The sequence below is a fragment of the Burkholderia paludis genome (assembly GCF_000732615.1).
GTDB lineage: Bacteria > Pseudomonadota > Gammaproteobacteria > Burkholderiales > Burkholderiaceae > Burkholderia > Burkholderia paludis.
In genome coordinates, this window is record NZ_JPGL01000001.1 from 60,094 (window position 1) to 76,643 (window position 16,550).

Sequence of the window (16,550 nt, forward strand, 5' to 3'; positions counted from 1 at the left end):
CTCGCGGGCGCCGCGCGACAGGCGGGGCCGGCGCCCCGCCCCGCGTCAGCGCGACGCTTGCGGGAACCGCGCGCCCGGCGGCGCATCGGGCCGGGTCGACGGCACGCTCTTGCGCACCTTCGCGACCTGCGCGGCCGTCACCGGCGCGCCCGTGTTGCCCCAGCTCGTGCGCACGAAGTTCGACACGTCCGCGACTTCCTGGTCAGACAGGCGCCAGCCGAACGGCGGCATCGTGAAGGTCGACGGCGCGGTGTGCGTGCCTTGCAGCGCGCTGCCTTCCAGCACGACGTGGATCAGCGAGGTCGGATCGCCGCCCTGCACGACCGGGTTGCCCGCGAGCGCCGGAAACACGCGCGTATAGCCGTGGCCGTCGCTTCGATGGCAGGCCGCGCAGTTGTCCCGATAGACGGCCGCGCCCGGCTTGCTCGCGTCGCCCGCCTGCAGCGCCTTCGCAACGGCGGCGTCGTACACGTGCGGCTGTTCGCCCTGCACGCGCGGCGGCAGCGTCTTCAGGTAGCGCGCGACCGCGTTCAGGTCGTCGTCGGTCATGTACTGCATGCTGTGGCCGACCACGTCCGTCATCCCGCCGAACGCGGCCGTGCGCAGCGTGCGGCCCGTCTTCAGGAACTGCACGATCTCCGCCTCCGTCCACGTGCCGAGACCCGTGCGCGGCTCGCCGCGCAGGCTCGTCGGCACCCAGCCGTCGATGGCCGCGCCGCCGGCCAGGAAGTCCAGGCCGTCCGCGTCGGTCAGCCCGCGCTCCTGCATCGTCGGCGCGCGCGGCGTGTGGCATGCGCCGCAGTGGCCGAGACCCTGCACGAGATACGCGCCGCGCGCGACTGCCGGATCGCTGTACGGCGCCGCCTCGAACGGCTTCGACGCCGGCGCGAACAGCTTGCGCCAGATCCCGAGCGGCCAGCGCATCGACAGCGGCCACACGATGTCGACCGCGCGGTTCTCGTGTTCGACGGGCGCGACGCCGTGCATGAAGTACGCGTACAGCGCCTTCATGTCGTCGTCGGTGAGGCGCGAATACGACGGGAACGGCATCGCCGGATACATCGTGTCGCCGTTCTTGCGCACGCCTTCGCGCACCGCGCGCGTGAAGTCCTCGTAAGTCCAGCCGCCGAGGCCCGTTTTCGGGTCCGGCGTGATGTTCGTCGAATAGATCCCGCCGATCGGCGTATCGAATTTCAGCCCGCCCGCGAACGGCTTGCCGCCGCTCGCGGTGTGGCATGCGATGCAGTCGCCGGCTCGCGCCAGGTATTCGCCGCGCCTGACGAGATTCGCGTCGGCGGATTGCGCGACGGGGGCGGCCGCCGGGCCGGACGCCGCCGCGGGCGCCGCCGGTTGCGCGAAGGCCGTCGTGCCCGCGACGCCGAAGGCGGCCCAGGTTGCGCCGGCCGCCAGTGCGCGCCGCAACAGGGAAATACGGCGCGTGGCGCGGAAGTTCATCGTCCTCTTCATACGGTCACCAGCGGGGCGGGATTCTTCAGGTATTGCTCGCGGATCGCGCGGGCCGACCAGTAGGCCAGCGCCGCGATGATGCCGGTCGGGTTGTAGCCGATGCCCTGCGGCAGCGCCGATGCACCCATCACGAACACGTTGTGCACGTCCCAGCACTGCAGGTACCGGTTCAGCACGCTCGTCTTCGGGTCGGTGCCCATGATCGCGCCGCCGACCAGGTGAGTGGTCTGGTAGGCGCGCGAATCGAAGTGCTTGCCGAACTCGCGCGTCGACACGCCGATCGCCTTCGGCCCCATCGCCTCCGCGATCTTCTTCATCTGCCCGGTCACGTACTGCGCCATCTTGATGTCGTTGTCCTTCCAGTCGAAGGTCATCCGCAAGAGCGGCTGGCCGTACGAATCGCGATAGGTCGGATCGAGGTCGAGATACACGTCGCGGTACGACATGTTGGTGCCGTGCGCATCCATCGAGATCGTGTGCGCGTAGTTGTCCTTGACGGCCTTCTTCCACGCCGAGCCCCACTGCGGCGTGCCGGGCGGCGTCGCGATGCCGCTGATCGGCTTCACGCCGGCCTGGTTCACCCACAGCGGCGAGCCGCCGACGAAGCCGAGCGGGCCGTGGTCGAAGTTGTCCGCGTTGAAGTCGTCCACCCCGACGCCGTTGCCGCCCGCGCCGATGAACGGGTTCGTATAGGTGTCCTTGTCGAAGAACGCCTTGATCGTCGACAGGTTCTGGTACGCGAAATTGCGCCCCACGACGCCTTCGCCCGAGACCGGGTCGTACGGCTTGCCGATGCCCGACAGCAGCAGCAGGTGCACGTTGTGGTACTGGAACGCGGCCACGATCACGAGATCGGCCGGCTGGTGTACCTCGCGCCCGGCCGGATCGACGTAGGTCACGCCCGTCGCGCGCTTCTTCGTGTCGTCGAGATCGACGCGCAGCACGTGGCACTTCGAGCGCAGCTCGAAGTTCGGCGCCTGCTTCAATGCGGGCAGGATGTTCAGGTTCGGCGACGCCTTCGAGTACATGTAGCACGCGTAGCCGCTGCAGTAGCCGCAGAAGTTGCACGGGCCCATCTGCACGCCGTAGGGGTTCGTGTACGGGCCCGACGTGTTCGCCGACGGCAGCCGGTACGGATGCAGGCCGAGCGATTTCGCCGCGTCGAAGAACCGCTGCGCCGAATAGGTGTTGAGCTGCGCGGACAGCGGGAAGTTGTCGCTGCGGTTCGCCTCGAACACGTTGCCGTCGCCGACCACCTTGCCGCCGACCTTGTACGCCTGCCCCGACGTGCCGAACACCTTCTCGGCGAAGTCGAAATGCGGCTCGAGCTCGTCGTACGTGACGCCCGTGTCCTGGATCGTCATCCCTTCCGGGATGAACTTCCTGCCGTAGCGCTCTTCATAGTGGCTGCGCAGGCGCAGCTCTTCCGGCGTGATCCGGAAGTGCACGCCCGACCAGTGCAACCCCGCCCCGCCGACGCCTTCGCCCGGCAGGAACGCGGCGAGCTGCCGGTACGGCAGCGCGGTGTCCTGCAGGCCGTGACGGATCGACACGGTCGTCTTCGACAGGTCGAGGAACAGTTTCTTGCGGACGTTGTACGTCAGTTCGTCGATCGTGTTCGGATACGCGCCGTCCGGATAGGTGTCGCGATACTCGCCGCGCTCCAGCGCGACGACCTTCAGGCCCGCTTCGGTCAGTTCCTTGGCGAGAATCGCACCGGTCCAGCCGAAGCCGACGATCACCGCATCGACGTGCGGCTTTTTTTCTGCGGCCATCAGCTCCGCTCCCCGTTGATCGAGACGGGGCCGTACGGATACGGCTTGCCGTTCTGGTTGACGAAATCCATGAAATCCGCGCGCGCGCCCGGAAAGCCGATCATCTGCCACGCGGCCATGCCGCGATTGCCGCCGTGCACCGGATCGCAGAAATAGCCTTCGCGCGTGTTCTGCAGCAACTGACCGAAGAACACGCCCGGCGGCACGTCGTCGATCTGCGCGCCGCCCTTCTCCAGCGCGCCGAGCACGGCGTCGCGCGTCGGCGCGTCGAGCGCCGCGAACGCGTTGCCGTGGGTCTTCTCGCAATAGCGGTTGACCGCCGCGATGCCGAGCCGGTAGATGTCGCGCGGCACCAGCTTCAGCTGGTAACCGAGCTCGGGGACGCCCTGCTGGAACGGCCCCTGCATGTACCACGTCGCGCCGTGCGCGTACGGCGTCTCCATCTGGCGGTCGATGAATTCGGGCACGCCCGCATCGAGTGCGCCGGGGCCTTCGGCGTCGGCCGGAATCAGCCGGTCGACGGCGGCCTGGACGAACGCCCATTCCTTCGCATCGAAGAAGGTCGGCTTGTACGGGGCGCGGTCGGCGCCGGCCGACGCGGCGGGCGCATTGCCGGCCGTCGTCGCGGACGGCGACGACGAGCGCAGGTCGCAGCCGGCGACCGACGCGATCGGCACGAGTGCGACCGACGTGCGCAGGAAACGACGGCGCGAGTTGGGTTTGTCAGGTGGCGTGGACATGGTCGTGTTGATCGTTGGGGATCGGGGCCCGGACGCGCGCATTCCGCAAGCGGCGCGCCCGGCATTGGCAGCCGCGCCGCACGCGGCCGGCCTCCTGTTCTTTCATCTGTTGCGAACCAGCTCGATGCGGGCGCCGTCGGTGCCTCGCGCGGCAACGCCTTCATGCGGGCACGCAGCGCGCGGCTCCGGTGGCGCTGCACGAATCGACCTCTTTGCGGGCCTTATCGTCTGACAAATGCCGGTATCTACCGGCATCTGCCATTTATCGCCCATGACCCTTTTCAACTTAGACGCCGCATTTGTGGACAGCAAGCACGGCGTGCACGCCCCTCTCTCGGGTCTGGCGACGCGTGCGGCGAATTATATATGGAACCGGTTCCATATCGAGATGGTTCAATGCAATTCAATGCATCGAAAAATGCAACAATTGAAAAGCCGGAAACCGGCGTGCGCAAGGATCGTGTGATCCGCCCGCCGGCGAACGCGCAGGCAAGACGATTGCCGCGGTCAGATTGCGGCTGGCGGCTGTCTCTTTCCAGCGACGCCGGGTGGCCCGAGGGTGCCGGTTCGCGTGGCGGTCTGGTAGCCTCCGCGTCTCATGAGACCACGACAGAACGAATTGCCGGCGTCCGACGCGACCCGCATCAGCAAATATCTCAGCTACCTGCTGCGCCACGCGCCGCAGGCCATTGGCCTGCAACTCGACCCGGAAGGCTGGGCCGACCTCGACGAGCTGATCGCCGGCGCCGCCCGCCACGGCCACCCGCTCGATCGGGCGACGATCGAAGCCGTCTGCGCGACCAACGACAAGCAGCGTTTCGCGCTGTCGGAAGACGGCCGGCGCATCCGCGCGGTACAAGGTCACTCGACCGCCGCCGTGCAGCGGCGCTATCCGGCCGCGCAGCCTCCCGAGCGCCTCTACCACGGCACGGCGACGCGCTTCCTGGCGTCGATCCGGGTGCAGGGGCTGAAGCCCGGCGCGCGTCATCACGTGCACCTGTCGGCCGACCGCCAGACCGCGCTGGCCGTCGGCTCGCGCTACGGCGTGCCGGTGATTCTCGAGGTCGACGCGCAGCGCATGCATCGGCAAGGCCACACGTTCTTCATCGCCGAAAACGGCGTATGGCTGACCGACGCGGTGCCGGCCGAATACCTCACGGAACGGGAGCCGCCGGCGCGCTGACCCGCGCGCTCACCACGGCCAGAACGTCGACGCGATGGACAGCGCCAGCGCCGCGCAAAGCGGCGAATAGCACAGCGTGTCCATCCGCGCGAAACGCGACCCGCGTATGCGCTTGAAGAAGCCGACGTAGCGGAAATCGCCGACGGCCCGCACCGCGAAGATCAATGCGAGCGCAACGACCGCGAACGAGATCGCGCCGTGATATGCGTTGCGCCCCAGCCAGCCGGCGCGCGCGGCGACCCCGCACGCGCCGCCCAGCAGCGCCGCCGCGACGGCCAGCGTACCGATCGCGCTCGGCCGCAGCAGCGGCTCGCCGTCCTGCTCCGGAATGGCCGCCCGCTTGCCCAGTCGCCCGCCCAACGCCCAGTAGACGTGAACGAGCGCGATTGCGCACAGCGTCGGCACACTGAAATACGCTCCGGTCATGTCGGTCAGTGTCCTCGTCCCGTTGTGTTGTCGTGCTGCCGGCAAGATGCCGGCACGCGGCCCTCGCCCGCGACACGCATGACGATACCGAAACCCGGCAAACCACGCATTGCGACGCCCGGTCGCAACCCGCGCCCGCGCCCGCGCATGTTGCGATGCGGTGCGCATGCGCCGCCGCACCGGCGCGCCGCTTGACTTCCCTCCGCGCGCCACTACGCTGTTATTCCAGTGCCGCGGCCGCCACGCCCCCGCGCGACCGGCCGCACGCGCATCGTTCGCCGCAGTGCGCGCCTGCACGACAACGATAACGAAGGCCAAGGAGACGAGTCATGCTGATCGGTGTGCCGAAAGAGATCAAGAACCATGAATACCGCGTGGGCCTTACGCCCGCCGGTGCGCGCGAACTGACGCGGCATGGCCATCGCGTGCTCGTGCAGCGCGGCGCGGGCACGGCGATCGGCCTGCTCGACCCCGACTACACGGCCGCCGGTGCATCGCTCTGCGACGGCGCCGACGAAGTCTTCGCGCGCGCCGACATGATCGTCAAGGTCAAGGAGCCGCAACCGGCCGAATGCGCGATGCTGCGGCGCGGCCAGATCCTCTACACGTACCTGCATCTCGCGCCCGATCCCGAACAGGCGGCCGCGCTCGTGAAGTCCGGCGCCGTCTGCATCGCGTACGAAACCGTGACGGGCCCGGGCGGCGGCCTGCCGCTGCTCGCGCCGATGAGCGAGGTGGCCGGGCGCATGTCGATCCAGGTCGCGGCCACCCACCTCGAAAGCCCGCGCGGAGGCCGCGGCCTGCTGATGGCCGGCGTGCCCGGCGTGGCGGCCGCGCACGTGGTCGTGCTCGGCGCGGGCGTGGTGGGCACCGGCGCGCTGCAGATGGCGGTGGGGCTCGGCGCGCGCGTCACCGTGCTCGACACCAACGTGAACCGGCTGCGTCAGCTCGACCTCGTCTTCGCCAACCGGATCGCGACCGTGTGCTCGAATGCACAGACGATCGACGAAGCCGTGCGCGATGCCGACGTCGTGATCGGCGCCGTGCTCGTGCCGGGCGCATCGGCGCCGCGGCTCGTCACGCGCGACATGATCGCGACGATGCGCACGGGCGCGGTCGTCGTCGACGTCGCGATCGACCAGGGCGGATGCTTCGAGACGTCGCATGCGACGACGCATGCGGACCCGACCTTCGTCGTCGACGGCGTGGTGCACTACTGCGTCGCGAACATGCCCGGCGCGGTTGCGCGCACGTCGACCTTCGCGCTGAACAACGCGACGCTCGGGCATGCGCTCGCGCTCGCCGACCACGGCTGGAAGAAGGCGCTGGCCGACGATCCGCATCTGCGCGCCGGCCTGAACGTGTGCGACGGGCACATCACGTACGAAGCGGTCGCGCAGGCGCTCGGCCTGCCCTATGTGCCGGCGGCCGGCGTGCTGGCGTGACGCGCACGCCGGCGCACGGCCGTCGGCGCGTACCGCATGCCGCGCATCGCGTGCCGGGCCGCCGGGGTCGTCAGGTCAGAGGGTTGCGCGCGGCGTCGTTGCGTAGCGTCGTTCGTAGATCGACTGGCAATGCGTGCAGCGCTCCGCGGTCGGGCGCGCCATCAGGCGCTCGTAGCCGACCGCCGCATCGCAGTCGATGCATTCGCCGTAACTGCCGTCGCGCATCCGCTGCTGGGCGCGGCCGATCGCGCGCAGTTCGGCCAGCTTCATGCCGATCAACGCATGATCGACGTCGACGAACAGATCCGCATTCGCCTCGTCGCCCTCGTCCGGCGCCGCGCCGGCAAGATCGGCATAGGACTCCGACGCGCGATGGTCTTCGCTCGTGCGGATATCCGCACGCAACGCCTGCTCGTTCTCGCTCAGCCGCCGTCGCAGCGTCTGTCGTTGCTGTGGATCGAGCGCCATGGCCGTCTCTCCTGTTCCGGGTTCCGCGCGGAAAGTACGGCGCGCGGTGTCGCGCCGGTGCGCGGCGGGCAGGCACGACCGGCGCCGCCGCGCCCGGATGCACGCCCGGACGCACGAAGCACCGGACGCATTCGACGCAGGATAAACCCATTGAACACGCATGTGTTGACCGGAATCAGCCTGCCGGCTGACGCCCGTCATGTGGCGCCGAACTGGGGACGGACGCGAAATCGCGATGCCACGCGCCGGTCCGGCGACCTCCGCGATGCAGGACGCCAGGCCGACGACGGAATCAGCGCACGTCCTCGCCAAGCCACTGCTTGCTGATCGCCCCGTATTCGCCGTCGTTGAACAGCGTATCGAGCGCGGCGTTGATCGCCCCCAGCAGCTTCGGGCTGTCCTTGCGCACCGCGATCCCCATCTTCTCCGGATAAAGCAGCGCCCCGGCCGGTTTCGCGTCGATGTGCTTGTCGCGTATCGTCAGGAGTCCCGCGATGCGGTCGGTCACGAATCCTTCGATGCGGCGGTTCTGCATGTCGATCAGGATGTCCGGCAGGCCCTTGTAGGTCTTCACCTGCACGTCGGGCCGATTCTTGCGCAGCCACGCTTCATACGTCTCGCCGAGCGTGACGCCGACCACCTTGCCCTTCAGCTGGCCGATGTCCTGCACGGCGCTGCCCTTCGGCACGAAAAGCTGCGCGCCCGAGCGATAGTACGACCGCGTGAAATCCACGGCCTTCAGCCGTTCGTCGGTGATGGCCAGGCTGCCGATGACGGCGTCGTACTTGCCGGCCAGCAACCCGCCGACGATGCCGTCCCACGCGGTCATGACCGGGACGGGCTTCGCGCCGAGCCGGCTCGCGATGCGATTGCCGATATCGACGTCGAAGCCGTTCAGCCGGCCCGACTCGTCGATGAAGCTGAACGGCGGATACTTGCCGGTCAGCGCGAACGTCAGGTTGCCGCTCTGCCTGACCCGGTCGAGATCCTCGGCGTGCGCCGCGACGCTCGCGGCTCCGATGAGCGCCGCGCACGCCACCATCGTCAATCGTTGCATCACATTCATTTCCAGTCTCCAGAAGATCGATTTGATCGTGTACCGAACGCGGCGACGCGTTCGACGTGACATCGCGCGATTGCTAGCGGCGCGCGACCTCGAACAGCGCGGCCGCGCCCTGCCCGCCGCCGATGCACATCGTGACGACGACACGTCGCACACCGCGTCGCGCCCCTTCGAGCAACGCGTGGCCGACCATGCGCACGCCGGTCATGCCGTATGGATGGCCGAGCGCGATACTGCCGCCGTTGACGTTGACGGTTTCATACGACAGCCCGAGCGCCTCGACGCAATGCACGACCTGCGACGCGAAGGCTTCGTTGAGTTCCCACAGGTCGATGTCGGCGGCCGACAGGCCCGTGCGGGCGAGCAGCCCGCGCACGGCCGGCACGGGGCCGACGCCCATCTCGTCGGGCCGGCAGCCGGCCACCGCGTACGCGACCATGCGCCCGAGCGGCGGCGCGTCGAGCGTCCTCAACATCGCGCCCGATACGATCGCGCAGGCGGCCGAACCGTCCGCCAGCGCGCAGGCATTGCCGGCCGTCACGGTGCCCCCGTCGCGCACAGCGTCGAGCGCCGCCAGCGCATCGACGGACGTGCCGGGGCGCCGGCACTCGTCCTCGCTCGCGCGCAGCATGCGCGGCACACTGTCGCCGCTGGACTTGTCGCGCTCGAGCTTGCGCACGTCGACCGCGACGATCTCGTCGCGCAGCCGACCCGCTTGCGCCGCATCCTCCGCCCGGCGCTGGCTGAGCACCGCGTAGTCGTCCTGCGCGCGCCGCGACACGCGATACCGGCTCGCGACCACCTCCGCCGTCTCGACCATCGGCATGTAGGCGTCGCCGTGTCGCGCCAGCAACCGTTCGTCCTGCTGACGATGGCGATTCATGTGGGCATTCTGGACGAGGCTGATCGATTCGACGCCCCCCGCCAGGATCGCGTCGGCGTGGCCGCCGGCGATGCTCGCCGACGCCATGACGACCGACATCAGGCCCGATGCGCATTGCCGGTCGACGGTCATGCCCGGCACGCTCACGGGCAGGCCCGCGGCCAGCGCCGCGAGCCGGCCGACGTTGTAATACTGCGTGCCTTCCGGCAACGCGCAGCCGAGCATCACGTCGTCGATCCGTTCCGGGTCGAGGCCGCTGCGGGCAAGCGCGGCGCGCAACGACAGCGCGGCGAGCGTCGGCGACGTCGTATCGTTGAACGCGCCGCGAAACGCACGCCCGATCGGCGTACGCGCATATCCGACGATCCAGGCGTCGCGATCGGTCCCGCTCATGCCGCCTCCCCGTCGACCGCGAAGTCGGCATCGGTCATGTTCCGGATCTCCGCGACGCTCATCGAGCCCAGCCGCTCGACCAGCGTCAACCCCTGCGCGTCGCACCGGAACACCGCGTGTTCGGTGACGATCGTCGTGACACGGCGTCTCGCCGTGAGCGGCAACGTACATCGCTCGACGATCTTCGGCCGGCCGTTCTTGTCGGTGTGCGGCATCGTCACGATCACGCGGCGCGCCTTCTGCGCGAGTTCCGCGCCGCCGCCGATACCGGCCACGAGGCCGCCGGGCACGAGCCAGTTCGCGAGATCGCCGTACGCCGACACTTGCAGGGCCCCCAGAAACGTGATGTCGACCAGCCCGCGCCGGATCATGCCGAACGACTCGGCGCTGTCCACGATCGCGCCGCCCGGCACGACCGATACGTAGCCGCCGCCGGCGTCGATCAGCTGACTGTCGGGTTCGGCCGCGCGCGCGAGCGCCCCGACGCCGACGATGCCGTTCTCCGAGTGAATCCACGCGGCGGGCGGATCGCCGAGATACGACGGGATCAGCGTCGGCAGGCCGATGCCCAGGTTGATCAGTTGCCCGCGCGCCACTTCGCGTGCGGCCCGGCGCGCGATCACGTGGCGCGGGTCAGCGCTCGATGGGCTGGTATTCATCGCCGTCTCCGTCGATCTGGATGAGGCCGTGCACGTGAATGCCCGGCGTATGGATGTCGTCGGGCGCCAGCGGCGTCGCGTCGACGACGCGCGCCTCGGCCAGCACCCGGTCCGCCGCCATCGCCATCAGCGGCGAGAAGTTGCGCGCCGCGCCGCGATAGCGGAGATTGCCGCAGGCATCGGCGCGATCCGCGCGCAGCAGCGCGAAATCGGCATGCAACGCGGGCTCGAAGAACAGCGTCCTGCCCGCGACCGAAATCGTCTCGCGCGCCACCCCGAGTTCCGCCGGCAGCTCGATGTCGGTCACGACGCCCGGCAGCCCGACACCCGCGCAGCGGATGCGTTCGGCGAACAAGCCCTGCGAAAAGAACTCGACCCGCAGCGCACCGGACAGATACGCGCGCCGGGCCGCGCCGCTCAGGCCGAGATGCGTCGTCAGCAGCCGGCTCACGACGCCGGCCTCGATCAGTCGCGATACGCCGTAGTTGTCCTGATTCGCATCGTTCTTGATGATCGTCAGATCGCGCTTGCCCTGCCGCTGCAATTCGGCAAGCAGCGAGAACGGCGTGCCCGGCGATCCGAACCCGCCGACCATGATCGATGCGCCGTCCGGGATCGGCGCGACCGCGTCCGCGAGCCGCATGCATTTGTCCATCGGCCGGCCGCTCATCGCCCGAGCGTCCGGAACGCGAGATCGAGCCGTTCGACGATCTCGTCGCACTGTGCTCGCGTCGTGATCAACGGCGGCGCAATCAGCGTGTGGTCGCCGGTTTCCCCCATCAGGGATTTGCGCGGATAGACGATCACCCCCTGCTCGCGCGCGGCACGCGTCACCTGCTCGCCGAACCGCAGCGCCGGGTCGAACGGGGTCTTCGCGGCGCGATCCGCCACGTACTCGAGCGCCAGCAGAAAGCCGCGCCCGCGCACGTCGCCGATGAAATCGTGCCGGCTCGCGAGATCGTCGAGCAGGCCGCGCAGGTAGTCGCCCGTCACCGCCGCGTGCTCCACCAGCCCCTCGCGTTCGATCACGTCGATCACCGCCAGCGCCGTCGCGCTCGCGAGCGGATTGCCCGCGTACGTATAGCCGTGCTGAAACCCGCCCGACGCCAGGATCGGGTCGGTCAGCGCGGCCCGTGTCACGATCGCCGACGTCGGGTAGTAACCGGCGCCCAGCCCCTTCGCGACGCACAGGATGTCCGCGTCGACATTCCAGTGCTGAAAGCCGAACCAGCGCCCCGTGCGGCCGATGCCCGTCATCACTTCGTCGAGGATCAGCAGGATCCCGTGCCGCGAGCAAATGTCGCGGATGCGCGCGAAATACGCATCGTGCGGCACTTCCGCGCCCGTGCTCGCGCCGCCGATCGGCTCGGCGACGAACGCGGCCACCCGCTCGGCGCCGACTTCGCGGATCGCCGCGTCGAGCTCGTCCGCGCAATCGAGCGCGTGCTGCTCCGCCCCCTTGCCGGGCGGCACACGATACTGCGTCGGCGAGGCAATCTTCGGATAGAGCTGGATCATCGGCCCGAACGGTTGCGTCAGCGGCGTGTAGCTCGTCATCGCGAGCGCGCCCATCGTCGAGCCGTGATAGGACGGCCGACGCGCGATGAACACGCTGCGCGCCGGCTCGCCGCGGCACACCCAGTACTGGCGCGCGAGCTTCAATGCCGATTCGACGGACTCCGAGCCGCCGCTGGAAAAGAACACACGGTCGAAGCGCCCGCCCGCGAGGCCGACGAGCTTCTCCGCGAGATCCACGGCGGGCTGGTTCTCGAACTGGGTCCGGTACGAGAACGCGACCTTGTCGAGCTGCGCGAGCATCGCGTCGCGGATCGCCGGGTGGCCGTGGCCGAGCTGGGCCACGATCGCGCCGGAACACGCGTCGATATGACGGTTGCCGTCCGTATCCCATGCGTAGATGCCTTCGGCGCGCGCGATGGTCGGCAACTGCACGGCGGACTGGTAAAAAAGATGGTCGCTCATTGACGTCCTTTTCGGGTTGCGTAGGGTGATTCGGTGCGGCACGCCGTCACCGGATGTCGGCGAGAAACGCCTGGGTCCGTTCGTGCGACGGCCGATGAAAGATCTCGGAAGGAGGGCCGTCCTCGATCACCCGGCCGTCGGCCATGAACACGACGCGATCCGCCACGCGCTCCGCGAAACGCATCTCGTGCGTGACGATCATCATCGTCATGCCGGCCTGCGCCAGCCGCTCCATGACCGCCAGCACGCCGCCGACCATCTCCGGGTCGAGCGCCGAGGTCGGCTCGTCGAACAGCATCGCGTCGGGTTTGAGGGCCAGCGCCCGTGCGATCGCGACGCGCTGCTTCTGGCCGCCGGACAGGTGGCCGGGATAGACATCCTGCTTGTCGAGCACGCCGACCTTGTCGAGCAGCGCCCTCGCCTCGTCGCGCGCCTGCGCCGCCGCCACGCCGAGCAGCCGCATCGGCGCGAGCGTCAGGTTCTCGAGCACGGTCAGGTGCGGAAACAGGTTGAAATGCTGAAACACCATGCCGACCTTCATGCGCATCGCGTTCAGGTAGCGCTCCTGCGCGCCGTGCCCGCGGGCGGGATCGTTGACACGGCTGCCGAGCACCGTGACCTCGCCGCGCGTCGGCGTCTCGAGATGGTTCACGCAACGCAGCAGCGTGCTCTTTCCCGACCCGCTCGGGCCGATCAGCACGACCACCTCGCCCTTGCGGACCTCGAGTGAAATGCCCTTCAACACGTCGAGCGTGCCATACGTCTTGTGGATGTCGCGCAGGACGATCTGCGGCTGCGTGGCGTTCATGCGCGGCCTCCCTTCAGGATCAGACGCTGTTCGAGCTGGCGCAGCGCCATGCTCGTTCCGGTGGTGAGCAATGCATAGATCATCGCGCAGGCGAAATAGAGTTCGAATGGCTTGAAGGTCGCGCCGACCAGCTGCTGCGTGCGCATGAACAGCTCCGCGAGCGTGATCGTCGACACGAGCGACGTGTCCTTGGTGAGGATGATCAGGTTGTTGCCGAGCGGCGGCACGATCAGCTTGAGCGCCTGGGGCAGCACGACGAGCCGCATCGTGCGCGCGGCGCCGAAGCCCAGCGACCGCGACGCCTCGATCTGCCCGTGCGGGATCGCGAGGATGCCCGCGCGGATCGTCTCCGCGTTGTAGGCGCCGACGTTGAGCGCCAGGCCGATCACGCCGGACGTGAACGGCGACAGCTCGATGCCGAATTGCGGCAACCCGAAATAGATGATGAACAGCTGCACGAGCAGCGGCGTCGAGCGGATCAGCCAGATATAGGCGCTCGTGGCGTCGCGCAGCACGCGATGGCGCGACAGCCTGCCGAGCGCGGCGCCGAGACCGATGGCGAGGCCGAACACGGTGGCAAGCAGCGTCAGCTCCACCGTCACGGCGGCCGCTTCGAACAGCATCGGCAAATACTTGAGCACGAGATGGAAATCGAACATGGCGTGGCGGCCCGCGCGCTGCGCGGCGGCGCAACAGCGCGGAGGTGTCTCCGTAGGATGAGTGACCGATTTGATTCATCATCTGAAAACAGCTCGAGAGCCGCGACAGAACAAGGAACCGGCCTGTTGTTTGACTGGCTCGAAGTCTCGCTTTGAATTATTTTTCGGTCAATATATGATCTTTTTTAATCAATTGATTGACCGGAGCGAACATGCGGAGCGACTTCAGCCTGCGCGACATCGAGATCTTCCACGCGATCGCCACGGCCGGCTCCACGCGGCAGGCGGCCGTTCAGCTCGGCATCACGCAATCGGCGGTCAGCCATGCCCTCGCGCGGCTGGAGGACAGCCTGCGCATCCGGCTGTTCGCACGCGAGAACCAGCGCCTGCAGATCTCGCCGGCCGGCCGCTACATGCTCGACGAGGCCGTGCAGCTGCTCGACCGGCTGAATCGCATCGAAGAGGAGATTTCGCTGCTGCAGGACAACGGCGTCGCATCGCTGCGCATCGGTTGCGCGCCGGGGCTGTGCCACCGCTTCGGGCCGCGGCTCGCGCAGCAGTATGCGCAAGCGCACGACGGCACGGGTGTCGCGCTCGACGTCGCCGCGAGCGGAAGGCTGATATCGGATGTGGAAGGCGGCCGCCTCGATCTCGCGATCGTGTCCTACGAGATCCACGAGCCGGGCCTGATCTTCGTGCCCGTCTTCGGCGCGAAGATGGTCGCGCTGCTGACGCGCAAAAACCGGCTCGCCGCGCGCAAGCTGCTGACGTACGACGATCTCGCCGACCAGCAGTACATCAAGCCGATCCAGTCCGATCATCTGATCTACGACGATTCAAGCGACCGGCGGCGGCTCGGCTACGAATTGCGCGTCAGCATGAGCTCGCTCGGCGAAGTGATCCGGCTGACCGACGGCGTCAGCCTGCTCAACGCACTGACCGCCGCCGATCTCTGTGCGAACCGCGACCTGGTGGCGCGCCCGTTCGATTCGACCCAGTGGTTCAATTTCTATCTCGTTCACCAGCATGCGCTGAAGAACAATCCGGCCGTGCGCGACGTGCTCGACATCGCGCAGGCGTGCGTCACGGATACCGCCGCGGGCACCGCGTATCCCGAAGCGTTCGTGGTGCGCTGACGCCCGCCGCCGCGACGCCGGGCCCGGCGTGCGCGCACCGGGCTTCGTCAGAACGCATTGCGCCCGACGAAGCCGCGCACGACCGTCAGCAGGATGATCTTCATGTCGAACCAGAAACTCCAGTTCTGCATGTAGAAGAGATCGAACTTCACGCGCGCCTCCATCGCCTCGACCTTGCGCGTCTCGCCGCGATACCCGTTCACCTGCGCCCACCCGGTGATGCCGGGCCGCACGCGGTAGCGATACATGTAGCAGTCGACCAGTTGCCGGTAGAGGTCGTCGTGCTCGATCGCATGCGGGCGCGGGCCGACGACCGACATCTGCCCGAACAGCACGTTGAAGAACTGCGGCAGCTCGTCGAGCGACGTGCGCCGCAGGAACGCGCCGACCCGCGTGATGCGCGTATCGTTGCGCGACGCCTGCCGCACGACGCCCGGCTGCGCGCGGTGCACGCGCATCGTGCGGAACTTCAGGATGTCGAACTCGCGGCCGTCCACGCCCTTGCGGCGCTGCCGGAACAGCACGGGCCCCGGCGACGACAGCTTGACCGCGATCGCCAGCATCGACAGCAGCGGCAGCAACGGAATCAGCACCCCGACCGCGAACAGCCGGTCGAACGCGAACTTCGCCCACAGTTCCGGCGCGGAGCGCGGCGTGGTCGCGAGATTGATCGCCGGCATGCCGAGCACGTCGGTCGCCGAGCGCTCGACGGCGGCCATCTGCCGCACGTCGGGCAACAGCCGCAATTCGACGAATTCGTCGCGCAACTCGCGGACGATGCGCTGAATCCGCCATTCGTGCGACATCGGCAGCGTGAGCCAGACCTCGTCGATCCCGCCGCCGCGAATCATGTCGCGCAACGCGTTCCAGTCGTCGATCACCGGTACGCCGCCGATGGCGTCGGCCGAGGCCGGCGCGTCGTCGTCGAAGACGCACGCGGCCGCGAACGGGCCGTTCGACGCGAGCTGCATCCGTTCGATCGCCACACGCCCGTATGCGGTCGCGCCGATCACGGCGACGCGGCGCTGCCGTGCGGACGGGTCGTCACGCGTCAGCGCGAGCGCCATCAGCGCGGCGCGGCCGAGCAGCAGCGCCACGTCGCCGGCCAGCACCGTGCACACGATCCAGCGCGCCGTGACGGTGCCGCCGCGATCCATGATCCACATCGTGACGACCACCGTCAGCACGCTCATGCAGACGACCGCCGCCACTGTCTGCGTCAGCCCATGGGCGCCGCCCTGCGGCGCCGTGCCGCCGCGCACGGCGTGCAGGTCGCGCGGCAGCAGCGCCACGGCCAGCACGCACAGCAGCGCGATCGCGCCGCGCTGCGCGTCGGACAGCGTGCGCCACGCAAGACCCGACGCCGCCTGCGCCGCGAGCGCCCCCGCCAGCACCAGCACGACGTCCGCCACCGCGATCGCGGCACGCCGCGTCGCACTTGTCCCACCGGACCTCGACTGCATCG

General features: G+C 68.7%; 16 protein-coding genes. 3 read left to right on the plus strand and 13 right to left on the minus strand.

The features are described from left to right. Positions 1 to 45: 45 nt before the first annotated feature. From GQ56_RS0100285 to GQ56_RS0100295, 3 genes are read right to left on the minus strand one after another with little or no spacing between them, the layout of a single operon-like run. A complete protein-coding gene (locus GQ56_RS0100285; protein WP_031396745.1) occupies positions 46 to 1,467 on the minus strand; it encodes a cytochrome c in 1,422 nt (473 codons plus the stop codon). Then, positions 1,464 to 3,242 (minus strand): GMC family oxidoreductase, encoded by a 1,779-nt coding sequence (locus GQ56_RS0100290; RefSeq protein ID WP_031396746.1) that lies wholly within the window; start codon positions 3,240 to 3,242, stop codon positions 1,464 to 1,466. The genes GQ56_RS0100285 and GQ56_RS0100290 overlap by 4 nt, the downstream gene beginning before the upstream one ends. Then, positions 3,242 to 3,982 carry a gluconate 2-dehydrogenase subunit 3 family protein gene (locus tag GQ56_RS0100295; protein ID WP_031396747.1) on the minus strand — a complete coding sequence of 247 codons (741 nt, stop codon included), beginning with the start codon at positions 3,980 to 3,982 and terminating at the stop codon, positions 3,242 to 3,244. Before GQ56_RS0100295 ends, GQ56_RS0100290 begins: the two co-directional genes overlap by 1 nt. Before the next feature lie 598 nt (positions 3,983 to 4,580). On the opposite strand from GQ56_RS0100295, the gene GQ56_RS0100300 reads away from it, so the two are divergent. After that, positions 4,581 to 5,165 carry an RNA 2'-phosphotransferase gene (locus GQ56_RS0100300; protein WP_052007082.1) on the plus strand — a complete coding sequence of 195 codons (585 nt, stop codon included), beginning with the start codon at positions 4,581 to 4,583 and terminating at the stop codon, positions 5,163 to 5,165. A gap of 9 nt (positions 5,166 to 5,174) precedes the next feature. Here the strand turns inward: GQ56_RS0100300 and GQ56_RS0100305 are convergent, their stop codons facing one another. Then, positions 5,175 to 5,591 carry a DUF3995 domain-containing protein gene (locus GQ56_RS0100305; RefSeq protein ID WP_031396749.1) on the minus strand — a complete coding sequence of 139 codons (417 nt, stop codon included), beginning with the start codon at positions 5,589 to 5,591 and terminating at the stop codon, positions 5,175 to 5,177. 329 nt (positions 5,592 to 5,920) lie between these two features. Here GQ56_RS0100305 and ald point away from each other — a divergent pair, with 329 nt between their 5' ends. Then, the gene (gene ald, locus GQ56_RS0100310) at positions 5,921 to 7,036 is read left to right on the plus strand and encodes an alanine dehydrogenase (RefSeq protein WP_031396750.1); all 1,116 of its coding nucleotides are present in this window, start codon (positions 5,921 to 5,923) and stop codon (positions 7,034 to 7,036) included. 75 nt (positions 7,037 to 7,111) lie between these two features. Here ald and GQ56_RS0100315 read toward each other — a convergent pair whose 3' ends face one another. The 8 genes from GQ56_RS0100315 to GQ56_RS0100350 form a co-directional block, all read right to left on the minus strand. Further along, complete coding sequence (locus tag GQ56_RS0100315) at positions 7,112 to 7,504, minus strand: TraR/DksA family transcriptional regulator (protein WP_031396751.1); 393 nt, start codon at positions 7,502 to 7,504, stop codon at positions 7,112 to 7,114. Between the two features lie 292 nt (positions 7,505 to 7,796). Further along, a complete protein-coding gene (locus GQ56_RS0100320; RefSeq protein WP_063962839.1) occupies positions 7,797 to 8,570 on the minus strand; it encodes a transporter substrate-binding domain-containing protein in 774 nt (257 codons plus the stop codon). A gap of 73 nt (positions 8,571 to 8,643) precedes the next feature. Beyond that, a complete protein-coding gene (locus GQ56_RS0100325; RefSeq protein WP_031396753.1) occupies positions 8,644 to 9,843 on the minus strand; it encodes a thiolase family protein in 1,200 nt (399 codons plus the stop codon). Next, positions 9,840 to 10,502 carry a 3-oxoacid CoA-transferase subunit B gene (locus GQ56_RS0100330; RefSeq protein WP_031396754.1) on the minus strand — a complete coding sequence of 221 codons (663 nt, stop codon included), beginning with the start codon at positions 10,500 to 10,502 and terminating at the stop codon, positions 9,840 to 9,842. The genes GQ56_RS0100325 and GQ56_RS0100330 overlap by 4 nt, the downstream gene beginning before the upstream one ends. Beyond that, positions 10,477 to 11,157: a CoA transferase subunit A gene (locus GQ56_RS0100335; protein WP_031396755.1), complete on the minus strand. Its 681-nt coding sequence runs from the start codon at positions 11,155 to 11,157 to the stop codon at positions 10,477 to 10,479. Before GQ56_RS0100335 ends, GQ56_RS0100330 begins: the two co-directional genes overlap by 26 nt. A gap of 11 nt (positions 11,158 to 11,168) precedes the next feature. Then, a complete protein-coding gene (locus GQ56_RS0100340) occupies positions 11,169 to 12,482 on the minus strand; it encodes an aminotransferase family protein (protein WP_031396756.1) in 1,314 nt (437 codons plus the stop codon). A gap of 46 nt (positions 12,483 to 12,528) precedes the next feature. Next, a complete protein-coding gene (locus tag GQ56_RS0100345) occupies positions 12,529 to 13,290 on the minus strand; it encodes an amino acid ABC transporter ATP-binding protein (protein WP_031396757.1) in 762 nt (253 codons plus the stop codon). Further along, on the minus strand, positions 13,287 to 13,949 hold the full coding sequence (locus GQ56_RS0100350; protein WP_031396758.1) for an amino acid ABC transporter permease: 663 nt from the start codon (positions 13,947 to 13,949) through the stop codon (positions 13,287 to 13,289). The genes GQ56_RS0100345 and GQ56_RS0100350 overlap by 4 nt, the downstream gene beginning before the upstream one ends. 212 nt (positions 13,950 to 14,161) lie before the next feature. On the opposite strand from GQ56_RS0100350, the gene GQ56_RS0100355 reads away from it, so the two are divergent. Next, positions 14,162 to 15,085 carry a LysR family transcriptional regulator gene (locus GQ56_RS0100355; RefSeq protein WP_031396759.1) on the plus strand — a complete coding sequence of 308 codons (924 nt, stop codon included), beginning with the start codon at positions 14,162 to 14,164 and terminating at the stop codon, positions 15,083 to 15,085. A 47-nt stretch (positions 15,086 to 15,132) separates the two neighbouring features. Here the strand turns inward: GQ56_RS0100355 and GQ56_RS0100360 are convergent, their stop codons facing one another. Next, a complete protein-coding gene (locus tag GQ56_RS0100360) occupies positions 15,133 to 16,548 on the minus strand; it encodes an undecaprenyl-phosphate glucose phosphotransferase (RefSeq protein ID WP_031396760.1) in 1,416 nt (471 codons plus the stop codon). Positions 16,549 to 16,550: the final 2 nt, after the last annotated feature.